The organism is Rhizobium sp. CB3171 (genome assembly GCF_029714265.1).
In the GTDB taxonomy this organism is placed as follows: domain Bacteria; phylum Pseudomonadota; class Alphaproteobacteria; order Rhizobiales; family Rhizobiaceae; genus Rhizobium.
Genome location: NZ_CP121652.1, coordinates 2,125,697 through 2,138,943, shown reverse-complemented (window position 1 = coordinate 2,138,943; position 13,247 = coordinate 2,125,697). Strand labels below are relative to the sequence as shown.

Genomic DNA, 13,247 nt, shown 5'->3' with positions numbered 1-13,247 from the left:
CCGAAATCACTTCACGAATTTTTGCGCGTTCAATCCCCGGTTCATCCTTCATCTGGTTTGCCGCTTGCCGCCCAAGGCTTAGTGTGCAATCTGAAGGGTGAGCGGAAATCGAGGCGGATTGTTTCATGAAATCAACGGACAAAGAGGCGGGAGCCGATTGGTGGCGTGGTGCGGTGATCTATCAGGTCTATCCGCGGTCGTTTCAGGATACCGACGCTAATGGGCTCGGTGATATCAAGGGCATCACTCGCCGCCTGCCGCATATTGCCTCACTCGGCGTCGATGCCATTTGGCTGGCTCCCTTCTTCACCTCGCCGATGGCCGATATGGGTTACGACGTCGCCGACTATTGCGACGTCGATCCGATCTTCGGCACGCTCGCCGACTTCGACGAGATGATGACATCAGCGCATGCGCTCGGCCTCAAGGTCATCATCGATCAGGTCATCTCGCATACGTCGGATCGCCATCCCTGGTTCGTCGAGAGCCGGGCAAGCCGCAACAATCCCAAAGCCGACTGGTATGTCTGGGCCGATCCGAAGCCGGATGGCACGGCGCCGAACAACTGGCTGTCGATCTTCGGCGGGCCTGGTTGGGAATGGGACGGCGTGCGTCGGCAATACTACCAGCACAATTTTCTGACCTCGCAGCCGGACTTGAATTTCCACAATAGCGAAGTCCAGGATGCCGTGCTTGCGGCGGTCAAGTTCTGGCTCGATCGCGGTGTTGACGGCTTCCGGTTGGATACGGTGAACTACTATTTCTGCGACAAGAAGCTGCGGGACAACCCGCCGGCCGCGGTTGCCATTGGCGGACTGGATGCGCCGGAAAGCAATCCCTATGGCATGCAGAACCACCTCCATGACAAGACGCAGCCGGAAAACATCGGCTTCCTGAAGCGCTTCCGCAAGCTGCTTGATCAGTATGAAGGGCGCACGACCGTCGGCGAAGTCGGCGATGGCGCCCGCTCGCTGCAGACGGTCGCCGCCTATACCAGCGGCGGCGACAAGCTGCACATGTGCTATACTTTCGATCTGCTCGGACCGGATTTCACACCCGAACATTTCCGCCGCTGCGTCGGCGATTTCCAGGAAAACGTCGCCGACGGCTGGGTTTGTTGGGCTTTCTCCAACCACGACGTAAACCGTCATGTCAGCCGGTTTGCCGAAACGGAGGTCGAGCAACCGCGTGTCGCCAAATTGGCGATTTCCTTGCTGTCCACCTTGCGTGGCTCGATCTGCCTCTATCAGGGTGAGGAATTGGGCCTGCCCGAGGCGGAACTCGCGTTCGAGGATCTTCGGGACCCCTACGGCATTCGCTTCTGGCCGGCCTTCAAGGGCCGCGACGGATGCCGCACGCCGATGCCCTGGGAGGCGGGCCGGGCGCACACTGGCTTTACCACGGCAGACAAATCATGGCTGCCGGTGCCTTATCAGCACGCAGCACTTGCCGTCGACAAGCAGGAGGCGGATGCGCAGTCCGTTCTTCACCACTATCGCGAGACCCTGGCCTTCCGAAAGCGGCATGCAGCGCTGGTCGATGGCGACATGGTCTTCCTCGATACCAAGGAGGACGTCTTCGCCTTTACGCGCAAGAAGGGCGACGAAACACTGCTTTTTGTCTTCAACCTGTCTCGCAAGCCCGTAAAGGTTGCTCTGCCAAAGGGGATCAAGGTGGCGAAGACGGTGCCGATGCCGGGCTTTGCGACCGCCCACGCCAGCGAGGTGGTGACACTCGCGGCGTTGGATGTGTTCTGCGGCCAGGTCGGGTGATCACCCAATCAGCATAAACTTGTCGACATCGACAAGGCCCCGGTCCGAGATCTTCAGATGCGGGATGACCGGCAGCGGCAGAAAGGCGAGTTGCAGGAAGGGCTCTTCCAGCGTCGCGCCGAGGGCGTAGGCCGCCTGACGCAGATGATGCAGCGTATCGCGGACGCTTTCATAGGGCTCGAGGCTCATCAGGCCGGCGACGGGCAGGGCGATTTCGCCGGTGACGACGCCATTTTCGACGACGACGAAGCCGCCATTGATCTCGCTAAGACGATTAGCGGCGCGGGCCATATCGTCTTCATTGACGCCGACGACACAAATATTGTGGCTGTCGTGACCGACCGTCGAGGCGATGGCACCCTTCTTCAGGCCGAAGCCCTGAACGAAACCATTGGCATGATTGCCGTTCTTGCCATGCCGCTCGATGACGGCGACCTTGATCACATCATTGCCGAGGTCGAGGTCGGTCTGGTTGCCTTTGACTGGCAGGCGATACCGGCGATGCTGCGTGATGATCTTTCCTGGGGTGACGCCGATCACGGAACTTTCGCCCTCGGTCACCGGCACGCCGAAATCGGCGGCATTGATCGGGGGCGCTTTGACGCTATCGAGGCCGACCGGGGCGATGGGCTTGCGGTGGGCGAAAAGCTCCGCGGTGACGCGCCGGCCCGCGGAGAAGACGATCTCCGCCTTGCAGTTCTCCAGACTGTCGATGACGACCAGATCGGCGCGCCAACCGGGCGCCACCAGGCCGCGGTCGCGCAGGCCGAAGGCGCGGGCAGCCGAGATGGAGGCTGCGCGATAAATCGCCAGCGGCTCGACGCCGTGGGCAATGGCGGTGCGGATCATATAATCGAGATGGCCCTGTTCGGCGATGTCGAGCGGATTGCGGTCATCGGTGCAAAGCGCAAGGTAAGGCGACAGGCGTTCGGTCAGGATCGGCATCAGGGCATGCAGGTCCTTGGAGACCGAACCCTCGCGCACGAGGATATGCATGCCTTTGCGGATCTTTTCGAGCGCTTCCTCGGCGGTGGTGCATTCATGCTCGGTGCGGATGCCGGCGGCGAGATAGCCATTGAGGTCGTTGCCGCGCAGCAGCGGCGCATGGCCGTCGATATGGCCGCCCTGGAAAGCCTCGAGCTTGGCCATGCAGACGGGGTCCTTATGCACGACACCGGGGAAGTTCATGAATTCCGCTAGGCCGATGACCTTCGGATGGTCGCGGAAGGGCAGGAGCTTCTCGATCGGCAGGTCGGCGCCTGACGTTTCCAGATGCGTCGCCGGCACGCAGGAGGAGAGCTGGACGCGGATGTCCATGATGGTCTCCAGCGAGGACTCCAGAAAATACTGGATGCCTTCCGTGCCGAGCACATTGGCGATCTCATGCGGATCGCAGATGGCGGTAGTCACGCCATAGGGCAGGACACAGCGATCGAACTCATGCGGCGTCACCAGCGAGGATTCGATATGCAGATGCGTATCGATGAAGCCCGGAACGACGATCCGGCCGGAGATGTCGATCTCCTCGCGGCCCTGATAGCCACCGCAGGTGCCGACGATGCGATCGCCGCAGATGGCGATGTCCGAGGCAACCAGCTCGCCCGTCACTAAGTCGAAGAACCGGCCGTTTTTTAGCACGATGTCGGCAGGCTGCCGGCCGACGCCCTGGTCGATATAGCGTTCGAGTTTGGTGGTCATGGTCATCCCTCGCATATGGATCGCCCCTCATGCCGACTCTTCTGCTGAAGCAAAAGGAGGCGTGAGGGGCGCAGTTTTGTTCGAGCTTATGCCTCAGATATTATTCTGCAAGATATCCCTGAGCTTGCCGAAGAGTTCGTCGATATGGTGCTTCTCAATGATCAGCGGCGGGGAGAGTGCGATGATGTCGCCGGTGGTGCGGATCAGCAGGCCTTTTTCGTAGGCCTTCAGGAAGGCGGTGAAGGCACGCTTGGTGGGTTCGCCGGCGATGGGGTCGAGCTCGATGGCGCCGATGAGGCCGGTGTTTCTGATGTCGATGACACCAGGGCAGTCCTTCAGGGAGTGCAGGGCGTCGGCCCAATAGTCCGAAAGCTCGGCGGCGCGTGTCAGCAGGCCTTCTTCCTTGTAGGTATCGAGCGTCGCCAGAGCCGCGGCAGAGGCGATCGGGTTGCCGGAATAGGTATAGCCATGGAAGAACTCGATCATGTGCTCGGGTCCCTGCATGAAGGCGTCGTGGATTTCCGAGGTCACGAAGACTGCGCCCATCGGGATGACGCCATTCGTCAGGCCCTTTGCGGTCGTGATCATGTCCGGCTTCACGTCGTAATATTGCGCGGCGAAGGGGGTGCCGAGGCGGCCAAAACCGGTGATGACTTCGTCGAAGATCAGCAGGATGCCGTGCTTGGTGCAGATTTCACGCAGCTTCTGCAGATAACCCTTCGGCGGGATCAGCACGCCTGTGGAGCCGGCGACCGGCTCAACGATGACGGCGGCGATCGTGGAGGCGTCGTGCAGGGTGACGATGCGCTCCAGCTCGCTGGCGATATCGCCGCCATGCTCGGGCTCACCGCGCGTGAAGGCATTCTTGCCGGGAAGATGCGTGTGGGGCATGTGGTCGACGCCGGTTAGCAGCGTGCCAAACATCTTGCGGTTGGAGACGATGCCGCCCACGGAGATGCCACCGAAATTGACGCCATGATAGCCGCGCTCGCGGCCGATGAGGCGGAAACGCGAGCCGTTGCCCTTCACGCGATGATAGGCAAGCGCCACCTTGAGCGCGGTTTCGACGGATTCAGAACCTGAGTTGGTATAGAGAACATGGTTCATGCCCTCCGGCGCGATGTCCACCAGCCGGTTTGCCAGCTCGAACGCCTTGGGATGGCCGAGCTGGAAGGCCGGCGCATAGTCGAGTTCGCCCGCCTGCTGGCGAATGGCTTCGGTGATCTTCGGCCGGCAGTGGCCGGCATTCACGCACCACAGACCCGCAGTTCCGTCCAGCACCTGCCGACCGTCATGGGTCGTATAGTACATATCCCTGGCGCTGACGAAGAGGCGCGGCTCCTTCTTGAACTGACGATTGGCCGTAAACGGCATCCAGAAGGCGCGCAAATCGTTGGGGGTGGCATTCAAACGGTCGGACATGCTGTTCTCCAATGGCCATTCGGGGGCCATTTCCCGATCGCGGTGCGGAACCGCGTGATTATTTACTGCCCGGTCAAATTATCAGTCGGCCCCCTGACGTCAAGACAAAGGTAGGGGACAGGGGATGACGAGGGGCGGTTTCGCTTTGGCCCGGTCTCCTCCACTGCGTCGCGAACCGCCGAGGACAAGCCGCTAAACGCGAAAAGGCTGGCAAATTGGGAAATTTGCCAGCCAAATCAGTTATATATGTGGTGATGAAAGGGGCTTGATCTTAAGGGTCGGAAATTATCTTTTCCTTAGAGATCTTGCCTCGACATACCTAGAGCCAGTTTTGGCTATTAAGCAGCCGATCTACTTTTTTCCGGTTCACAATAAATGTCTTCCAGCGTTTCCAGAACCCGGATGACCGAGTCTGAAGTACTGGAGTAGTAAATCGTTTGAGCATCGCGGCGGGTCTTCACCAGCTTCTGGGCGCGCAGCTTCGAAAGATGCTGGGAGAGTGCAGATTGGCTGAGCCCCACCTGATTGGCCAATACGCCAACCGGAACTTCCCCTTTGACCAGGCTGCAAAGAATCATAAGGCGCTTCGGGTTCGCCATAGCAGATAATAATGCTGCCGCCACGTTGGAGTGTTCGGCCAAATTTCTTGTCTTCATCTTTTAATCTTCCTAATGCGGAGCGTACATCAGAAATTGCGGGGGTATTTTTCTAATCGGGGAATTAATCCGATAAGTAACAATACCAATATAGGCCAAAGATTGTATATACCTAAATTTAAGGTATCGAGTATGCTATTTTAGATATGTATGTATGAGTGCCCTGCAACTCCGACAATGGTGGGTCAAATTCCCATCTTAGCGTCTCATCTCCCCGAATTAGGTCGATTCCTGCCATATCTAAGCCACAAATACGCCAATTTTTACCGCCCGATCCTCTCAACCTCTCCACTATAGTTGTAATGATACAAGGGTAGTGGGCTAGTAATTCTCGCACTATCGCATCTGCCTGTTCAGCAATCATCTCGCTAGCCGTCGAGAGAATCATCAGATCGTTCCCGGGCAGGACATATGCTTTTCCAAAACCGCCATTAAGACTGGCGGTAAGCGGTATGAGGCGGAAAAAGCAGAAATCGGCAAAATCGGCATAAAGCTTTGCCTTGGGGTGCCGGGCGAGAAAGCGCGAACGAATGCGTCCGTGCAGACGGTTTTCGCGATCGACGCGTTCGGCGTTGCATTGAACGCTGAGGCGCGGATGGGCGAGCGGGTCGCCTTTGCCTGGTTCCCCGAAGAGAAGCGAGGCGCGGGGATCTCTCGCCAGCGCCTTGGTATGGGCTGAAAGGCCGGAGACGAGAATGACGGGCACGCCGTCGATATCCGTGCCGGTCAGTACGCGACTGACGGAAGGGAAGCCTGTTTCCGGATCGATGACGGCCATGGCCGCATAACGAGCGGCGCGCAGCAGGATACGTGCCTGCTTGCGCGCCTCGTCATCGGTTTCCCGCAATACGGACGGTTTATCGTTCATAGTCGCTCTCTCGCAGGGCAGGAGAGAGCATGAGGATAGACTACTCTCTCCGCCGGTGGCTGGTGAGGCCAGCCACGACATCCTGGGCGGAAATCGTCCCGATAATCACGCCGTTGTCAACGACGCCGATATTGCCGGGCTGATGCGTCAGCGCGTCGAGGATATCGACGAGCGGCGTTGTGGCCGTTGCTGTGGCAGTGACCGAGCCGCCTGCTGCGGAGTGGCCGAGACCCTGTTGCATGACGTCGCGGGCGGTCAACATGCTGATCGGGTTCATGTGCTGCACGAAGTCAGCGACATATTGATCGGCGGGGTTCTTGACGATTTCCTGCGGCGTGCCGCACTGGATGATCCGTCCGCTCTCCATGATGGCGATGCGGTTGCCGATGCGGAAGGCCTCGTCGAGATCGTGACTGACGAAGAGGATCGTCCGCTTCAGACGGCGCTGGAATTCCAGAAGTTCGTCCTGTAGGCGGGTGCGGATCAGCGGATCGAGCGCAGAGAACGGCTCGTCCATGAGCAGGATCGGCGCGCCGGTCGCAAAAGCGCGGGCGAGGCCGACGCGCTGCTGCATGCCGCCAGAGAGCTCGTTGACCTTGCGGTTTGCCCATTGCGTCAGGTTGACGAGCTGCAACTGCTCGTCGACGCGCTTCTTGCGCTCAGCCTCGGGCACGCCGGCCAGCTCCAGTCCGAAGCCGACATTGTCGGCGACGGTACGCCAGGGCAGCAACGCGAACTGCTGGAACACCATCGAAACGGTATGCATGCGCAGGTCGCGCAGCGCCTTGGGGTTACAGCTATACGGATTGACCGGTCCGGTCTTGCTATTGACAATGACATCGCCGCGCACGACCGGCGCCAGGCCGTTGACCGCGCGCAGGAGCGTCGACTTGCCTGAGCCGGAGAGGCCCATGAGCACGAGGATTTCGCCTTCCTCGATCTCGAGCGAGGCGTTGGCGACGCCGAGCACAAGGCCGGTCGCCTTGCCGATCTCGTCGCGCGACTTGCCGGCATCGGCAAGTTTCAGCGCTGTCTCGGGACGATCGCCAAAGATGATGCTGACATTTTTGAAGCCGACGGCGGTGGTCATGATTTTTCTCCTTCGCCGGGGGCACGGAACATGCGGTCGAGAATGATCGCCAGGATGACGATGCAGGAGCCGGAATCAAAGCTCTTGGCGACGTTGACGCTGTTCAATGCGCGCAGTACCGGCACGCCGAGGCCAGGCGCGCCGACAAGGGCGGCGATGGAGACCATCGAGAGCGAGAGCATGATCGTCTGCGTCAAGCCGGCCATGATCTGTGGCGTGGCAAAGGGCACCTCGACCTTGCGCAGCACCTGTCGCGGTGTCGCACCGAAGGCTTCGGCTGCTTCGACGAGAGAGGGCGGCGTCGAGATGATGCCGAGGCGGGTCATACGGATCGATGCGGGAATGGCGAAGACGACGGTGGCGATCAGGCCCGGTACCATGCCGAGGCCGAGCAGAATCATCGCCGGCACCAGATAGACGAAGGTCGGGATAGTCTGCATCAGGTCGAGGACCGGTCGCATGAAGGCATAGAGCCATGGACGGCGAGCGGCGGCGATGCCGAGGGGGACGCCCACGAGCATACAGACGAAAGTGGAGGCCAGCACCAGCGCAAGCGTCTCGGTCGTCTCCTTCCAGTAACCCTGGTTGATGGTGATCAACAGGCCGACCAGGGTCAGGATCGTGACCGGAATGCTCCGGCGCAGCCAGTAGGCAACGGCCGCGAAAATGATCACAACGACCAGCGGATGCGGTGCCTGCAAGAGGAACAAAAGTCCTTTGATCCCATGCGAGGCAACGAAGGAAAGGCCGTCGAAGAACCATATGAAATTGCTCGTCAGCCAATCCACGAAGGCCTTGGCCCATGGACCGATAGGGATGCGGTAATCGTTTAACCAGTTCACGTCTTTGCCCACCATTGGGGCGGCGATTCCGGGCGTCTCAAATAATTCCGGATAGGGCCGCCGGAGAATAACGGCCTATGGCGCCATGCGGGTCGCTGCCCGATGTGTGACGCAATAGGAGGGAAGCAGTCTCGTTCACGGAAGAGAAAGGGGCGGTTGAGCCGCCCCTTGTCCCCGCATGTCAAAGGCCGAGCTTGGACTTGATTGCCGCCTGCCCATCACTGCCGTCCTTGGCGGTGACGCCAGCGAGCCAGGGAGTAACCGCGGTCGGATTAGCCTTCAGCCATTCCGTGGCAGCCGCCTCCGGCTCCTTGCCGTCATTCAGGATCTTGCCCATGATCTCGTTTTCCATCGGCAGCGAGAAGACGAGGTTTTTAACGAAGGTGCCGACATTCGGGCATTCCTGCAGATAGCCTGCGCGAACGTTGGTGTAGACGGTTGCGCCGCCGAAGTTCGGTCCGAAGATGTCGTCACCGCCCGTGAGGTAGGTCATTTTGTAGGTCGTGTTCATCGGATGGGGAGCCCAGCCGAGGAAGACGATCGGCTTGCCTTCCTTGTCGGCTCGCGAAACCTGGGCAAGCATGCCCTGTTCGGAGGACTCGACCACTTCGAAGCCCTTGAGGCCGAAGGTGTTCTTGTCGACCATGTCGATAACCAGGCGGTTGCCGTCATTGCCCGGCTCGATGCCGTAGATCTTGCCGTCAAGGTCATCCTTGTGCGTGGCGATATCCTTGAAGTCCTTGATGCCGAGCTCCGCGCCCTTTGCGTTCGTCGCAAGCGTGTATTTCGCACCTTCGAGATTGGGGCGAACGGTTTCGACCGACTTGTCGGCGGCAAACGGTTTGATGTTCTCGGCCATGGAGGGCATCCAGTTGCCGAGGAACACGTCGATGTCCTTGTTCTTCAACGACTGATAGGTCACCGGCACGGCGAGCACTTTGACGTCGGTGTCGTAGCCGAGCGCCTTCAGGAGGACGGAGGCCGTCGCCGTGGTGGAGGTGATGTCGGTCCAGCCCACATCGGCGAAATGTACGGTGCCACAGCTTGCCGGCTCAGCGGCGGATGCGGTGGTTGCACCCAGCGTCAGCGCGGAAAGAGCTGAGGCGAAGGCAAATGCGGTTAAAGTCATTTTTATCATTGTGTGACTCCCAGTCTAACGTTCCCAAGCAACCACCAATAACTGACATTTTCAAGCGACCTCATTGTATTTGCGCCGGTTTGCGGGGGCTGATTGCGACTCCCTTACGTTTTTTTCAGCCGTGTGTTGCCGAGGCGATCTTGTTCCACCTAAGCCCGCAATTCCTGTGGTTTTCGCCAAAGGCGTCTTTCCTTCCGGCGATGGAAAACCCATGAGACGCTCAAGGAGAATATCATGGCCAAGCTTTACTTCCACTATTCAACGATGAACGCCGGCAAGTCGACCATGCTGCTGCAGGCGGCCTATAATTATCAAGAACGCGGCATGCGGACCGTTGCCTTTATCGCCGCCCTGGATGACCGCGCCGGTCGCGGCAAGATCGCCTCGCGCATCGGCCTGGAGATGGCCGCCACACCTTTCGATCAAACGGACGATCTCTTTGCGATGGCGGACAATCTGCACGCCGAGGAAGCGCTTGCCTGCGTCTTCGTCGACGAGGCGCAGTTCCTCTCGCGCGAGCAGGTTTGGCAGCTTGCCCACATCGTCGATCGCCTCGGCGTGCCGGTCATGGCTTACGGGCTGCGCACGGATTTCCAAGGCAAGCTCTTTCCCGGCTCGCAGGAACTTTTGACGATTGCCGACGAGATGCGCGAGGTGCGGACGATCTGCCACTGCAGCCGCAAGGCGACGATGCTGGTACGCCTCGACGGACAGGGCAGGGTGGTGCATGAGGGGGCGCAGATCGAGATCGGCGGCAGCGACAAATATGTTTCCCTCTGCCGCCGTCACTGGGAAGAGGCCATGGCCGGGGAGTGAAGTGCCCGCGGCATTGCGTCATCCGGCAGGCGGCGGCGAATTTCTCTATGGTCGCGGCTGTCGGGAATACGTCCAGACATCCGATGGTGGAGGAATCATGAAGTTGCGCTGTCTGACGGCCGTGGCCGCCGTTCTTTTTTCCGCTTCGGCCGCGCTTGCCGATGGAGATGCAGTTGCCGGTGCGGCAGTCTTCAAGAAGTGCGCCGTCTGCCACACGGCAACCGAACATGAGAACCATGTCGGGCCGTCGCTGATGGGCGTCGTCGGTCGTCCCGTCGCCACCATCCCCGATTACAACTACTCGCCGGCGATGAAGGCGTTCGGTGCCGACGGCAAGGTCTGGGACGAGGCGCTGCTCAGAAAATATCTGCCCAGTCCGCAATTCCTGGTGAAGGGCACGAAGATGACTTTCCCCGGTTTGAAAAGTGACAAGGATCTGGACAATCTGATCGCCTATTTGAAGAGCCCGGCTGTCGCACACTGAGGCGGGTTTGCACGCTCGGGGCATTTTCTTTGCGCATATAAGCGGTTAGTCTCGCTGGCAACGGCAATTGAGAGACGCTTTCATGGTCAAGGCCCACTCCTTCGACGGCGAAATCGACAAGGCCCGCGCGATGCTTGAGGACGCGATCAAGGGCATGGATGCGGCCAATGCCGGGCTCGGCCGCAATGCCAAGGGCAATGGACGTTTCGATGCCATCAATTTCCCGGTGGAAGAGGCGCTGGTACGCGAGACGATCGAGTTGCTCGACCGCTGGAAAACTCTGGCGCTGTCGCTGGTGAAGCAACTCGATTTATTGACCGCGGCCGCGGATTTGCAACACCGGCGGCTGTTCGATGAGAAGGCCGGGATCGATACGTCGGGGCTGCTCGGGCGCCGGATGGGGCAGGGCCGTGCCGAGCCGGCGTCGATTGCGGCCGATCTCGATGCGGCCCTTGCAGCGTCAGCATCGCTCGATACGCAGTTCAAGACCGCCCGACCGGCGCTGGTTCGGTCCTTCCGCGATTGCGAGGCGCATCTCGTGCGGATCATCGAGCGGCGGCAGCACATTGATTTCGAGATAGAAGAAGTGCAGCGCCAAGCGGATGCTTTTATTCCAAGAATTTTCGACCGGCGCAGCAGCATTTCCAGTGCTCGCGATGTCGCTTCACGATCGGAATTGGAGGCCGAGTATAGCAGGTTGGTCGCCGAGCAGGATGCTCTTCATGAGCAGGAGCGGGCATTGCAGCCGGGGCGGACAGCGCTACAGCGGCTGATCGATATCTACGAGGAACTGGCGAACGTCCTCAACGCAAAAATCGCCGCCGTCAATGCGATGGCGGGCAAGCTTGCCATCGACATCGAGCAGCGGATTGCCTTGCTGAACGCGGTGATATCGGAAGCTGTGCCGCCGTTGCCGGCCACCGAAAGGCCAGCCAGGGTTGCCGCTCTGATCGCGGCCTTCGAGGCGAACGTGCTTGCGGGGCATGATCTCGCTGCGCGCAAGGCTCGCGCCGATGGCGTCTTTACGCGGCGGCTGGAGCCGCATCTGCTGGCCGCCCCTGCGGCTGTCGTCGAGTCGTCGGCTGAGACCGAGCCGGAGACCTGATCATTGATTGAAAAATGACAACAGCCGGTTGCTGTCTCCCTTGGGAACACATATCTGCTTGAGCGAGAATAGCGACATGCCTCCACACGCATGAAAATCCAGAGCGATTTTCACGCTATGTGCAGGCTCAAGGTGTCCTGCGTCCATTGTTTGTCCAAGGGACGCGCGGCGCAGCAAAGGAGAGGTTCATGCTTGATTCGATCGCCGCGTTCTTCAAGCGGATCGGCCGCGCCATTGCACGCGGCCTGGGGCTTCTCGTCGTTTGGATACTCTGGCCTTTCCTTGCCGCTCACGGCTGGTACCGGCAGCGCAATTGGCTGATCAAGCTGCCGATTGCCGTCTTCCTGGCGCTGATCGGGACGCTCTACATCTATTTTATCTGGCAGACGCAGGCCTGGAGCGGCTTCGATGCCAATTATCCTGACGTCTACAAGTTTTCAGACCGCAAGGTCGGGGCAGGGCAGGAACTGCCGGCCGTGAATGGACAGCAGGCAGTCGCGAATGCGCCGAAGACCTGCCAGACCTCCGCGATCGTCGACGTTACCGCTGACCTCACCGATTTCAACGTCAACCAGAATGCCTGGATCTCCTCGATGCTGCTCTACAAGCTGGGGTTCTTCGGCATGAGCTGGGATGACACGCCTTTCCTCGACAACAAGGCGGCGTTTCAGCGCGGCGTGAACCAGGCGGTGCGGCGCACTTCGGTAGAACTGGTCGATACGCTCGGCCGCGTGCGCGGCACATCCGGCATCAACAGCGATCTGCAGAGCGCGCGTGGCAATCTGCAATTCGACGAAACGAGCTGGTATTTCGGCATGCGTCCCTTTGGTCCGAAGACGCCCACACCGAGCTATTATCGCGCGGCAATCGGCAGCCTGCGCAAGTTCAACAACGATCTCGGCACCTGTAATGCCGTGTTCGACAGCCGCGCCGACAACCTCCTGCAATTCATCGATCGCGTCGCCAACGATCTCGGCAGTACCTCGGACATTCTGGCGGAGCGATCGGAGAACCATAATTACGGCTGGTTTGACATGCGCGCCGATGACCGTTTCTGGTTCGCCTATGGTCAGCTCTATGGCTATTACGGCATCCTGAGCGCCGTTGGCGCCGATTTCCAGCAGGTCATCGCCGAGCGCAATCTTGGTACGCTCTGGACCGGCACCATGAAGCAGTTGCAAGCAGCCTTGCGGATCCAGCCGGCGATCATTTCGAACGGGCGCGAAGACGGCTGGATCATGCCGAGCCATCTCGCGACCATGGGATTCTACATCCTACGTGTGCGCTCGAATCTGGTGGAGATGCGCACCGTTCTCGGCGGCCGTTAAAGGGCAAGGCGGTCGTTAGTGGGATTTG

Annotated in this window: 12 protein-coding genes; 5 read left to right on the top strand and 7 right to left on the bottom strand. The window is 59.8% G+C overall.

Going from position 1 to position 13,247, the window contains the following annotated elements; translation table 11 throughout:
* Positions 1-125 precede the first annotated feature (125 nt).
* Positions 126-1,772, top strand: coding sequence for an alpha-glucosidase family protein (locus QA648_RS10475; RefSeq protein WP_283046736.1), 1,647 nt, complete (start codon positions 126-128; stop codon positions 1,770-1,772).
* On the opposite strand, the gene ade is transcribed toward QA648_RS10475, so the two are convergent.
* The 7 genes from ade to QA648_RS10440 form a co-directional block, all read right to left on the bottom strand.
* Positions 1,773-3,470, bottom strand: a complete 1,698-nt coding sequence (ade, locus tag QA648_RS10470; protein WP_283046734.1) for an adenine deaminase — start codon at positions 3,468-3,470, stop codon at positions 1,773-1,775.
* A 93-nt stretch (positions 3,471-3,563) separates the two neighbouring features.
* Positions 3,564-4,892, bottom strand: a complete 1,329-nt coding sequence (locus QA648_RS10465) for an aspartate aminotransferase family protein (RefSeq protein WP_283046732.1) — start codon at positions 4,890-4,892, stop codon at positions 3,564-3,566.
* A gap of 338 nt (positions 4,893-5,230) precedes the next feature.
* Positions 5,231-5,548 carry a metalloregulator ArsR/SmtB family transcription factor gene (locus QA648_RS10460; protein WP_028751732.1) on the bottom strand — a complete coding sequence of 106 codons (318 nt, stop codon included), beginning with the start codon at positions 5,546-5,548 and terminating at the stop codon, positions 5,231-5,233.
* Between the two features lie 118 nt (positions 5,549-5,666).
* Entirely contained in the window at positions 5,667-6,416 is a 750-nt protein-coding gene (locus tag QA648_RS10455) for a pyridoxamine 5'-phosphate oxidase family protein (RefSeq protein ID WP_283046730.1), read from the bottom strand.
* A 40-nt stretch (positions 6,417-6,456) separates the two neighbouring features.
* Positions 6,457-7,506, bottom strand: coding sequence for a choline ABC transporter ATP-binding protein (choV, locus tag QA648_RS10450; RefSeq protein ID WP_104823800.1), 1,050 nt, complete (start codon positions 7,504-7,506; stop codon positions 6,457-6,459).
* The gene (gene choW, locus QA648_RS10445) at positions 7,503-8,363 is read right to left on the bottom strand and encodes a choline ABC transporter permease subunit (protein WP_245463873.1); all 861 of its coding nucleotides are present in this window, start codon (positions 8,361-8,363) and stop codon (positions 7,503-7,505) included. The genes choV and choW overlap by 4 nt, the downstream gene beginning before the upstream one ends.
* A gap of 166 nt (positions 8,364-8,529) precedes the next feature.
* Positions 8,530-9,486 (bottom strand): choline ABC transporter substrate-binding protein, encoded by a 957-nt coding sequence (locus tag QA648_RS10440; RefSeq protein ID WP_104823799.1) that lies wholly within the window; start codon positions 9,484-9,486, stop codon positions 8,530-8,532.
* Between the two features lie 234 nt (positions 9,487-9,720).
* Here QA648_RS10440 and QA648_RS10435 point away from each other — a divergent pair, with 234 nt between their 5' ends.
* The 4 genes from QA648_RS10435 (at position 9,721) to QA648_RS10420 (ending at position 13,219) form a co-directional block, all read left to right on the top strand.
* Positions 9,721-10,302, top strand: coding sequence for a thymidine kinase (locus QA648_RS10435; RefSeq protein WP_104823798.1), 582 nt, complete (start codon positions 9,721-9,723; stop codon positions 10,300-10,302).
* A 97-nt stretch (positions 10,303-10,399) separates the two neighbouring features.
* A complete protein-coding gene (locus QA648_RS10430) occupies positions 10,400-10,786 on the top strand; it encodes a cytochrome c family protein (RefSeq protein WP_283046726.1) in 387 nt (128 codons plus the stop codon).
* A gap of 82 nt (positions 10,787-10,868) precedes the next feature.
* Entirely contained in the window at positions 10,869-11,891 is a 1,023-nt protein-coding gene (locus QA648_RS10425) for a hypothetical protein (RefSeq protein WP_283046724.1), read from the top strand.
* A 188-nt stretch (positions 11,892-12,079) separates the two neighbouring features.
* On the top strand, positions 12,080-13,219 hold the full coding sequence (locus QA648_RS10420; protein ID WP_283046722.1) for a DUF2333 family protein: 1,140 nt from the start codon (positions 12,080-12,082) through the stop codon (positions 13,217-13,219).
* Positions 13,220-13,247: the final 28 nt, after the last annotated feature.

Coding starts and splice junctions, on each gene's coding strand:
- choW (WP_245463873.1), bottom strand. CDS start 8,363: ATGGTGGGCAAAGACGTGAACTGGTTAAACGATTACCGCATCCCTATC.
- QA648_RS10435 (WP_104823798.1), top strand. CDS start 9,721: ATGGCCAAGCTTTACTTCCACTATTCAACGATGAACGCCGGCAAGTCG.
- QA648_RS10475 (WP_283046736.1), top strand. CDS start 126: ATGAAATCAACGGACAAAGAGGCGGGAGCCGATTGGTGGCGTGGTGCG.
- QA648_RS10465 (WP_283046732.1), bottom strand. CDS start 4,892: ATGTCCGACCGTTTGAATGCCACCCCCAACGATTTGCGCGCCTTCTGG.
- choV (WP_104823800.1), bottom strand. CDS start 7,506: ATGACCACCGCCGTCGGCTTCAAAAATGTCAGCATCATCTTTGGCGAT.
- ade (WP_283046734.1), bottom strand. CDS start 3,470: ATGACCACCAAACTCGAACGCTATATCGACCAGGGCGTCGGCCGGCAG.
- QA648_RS10430 (WP_283046726.1), top strand. CDS start 10,400: ATGAAGTTGCGCTGTCTGACGGCCGTGGCCGCCGTTCTTTTTTCCGCT.
- QA648_RS10420 (WP_283046722.1), top strand. CDS start 12,080: ATGCTTGATTCGATCGCCGCGTTCTTCAAGCGGATCGGCCGCGCCATT.
- QA648_RS10460 (WP_028751732.1), bottom strand. CDS start 5,548: ATGAAGACAAGAAATTTGGCCGAACACTCCAACGTGGCGGCAGCATTA.
- QA648_RS10455 (WP_283046730.1), bottom strand. CDS start 6,416: ATGAACGATAAACCGTCCGTATTGCGGGAAACCGATGACGAGGCGCGC.
- QA648_RS10440 (WP_104823799.1), bottom strand. CDS start 9,486: ATGATAAAAATGACTTTAACCGCATTTGCCTTCGCCTCAGCTCTTTCC.
- QA648_RS10425 (WP_283046724.1), top strand. CDS start 10,869: ATGGTCAAGGCCCACTCCTTCGACGGCGAAATCGACAAGGCCCGCGCG.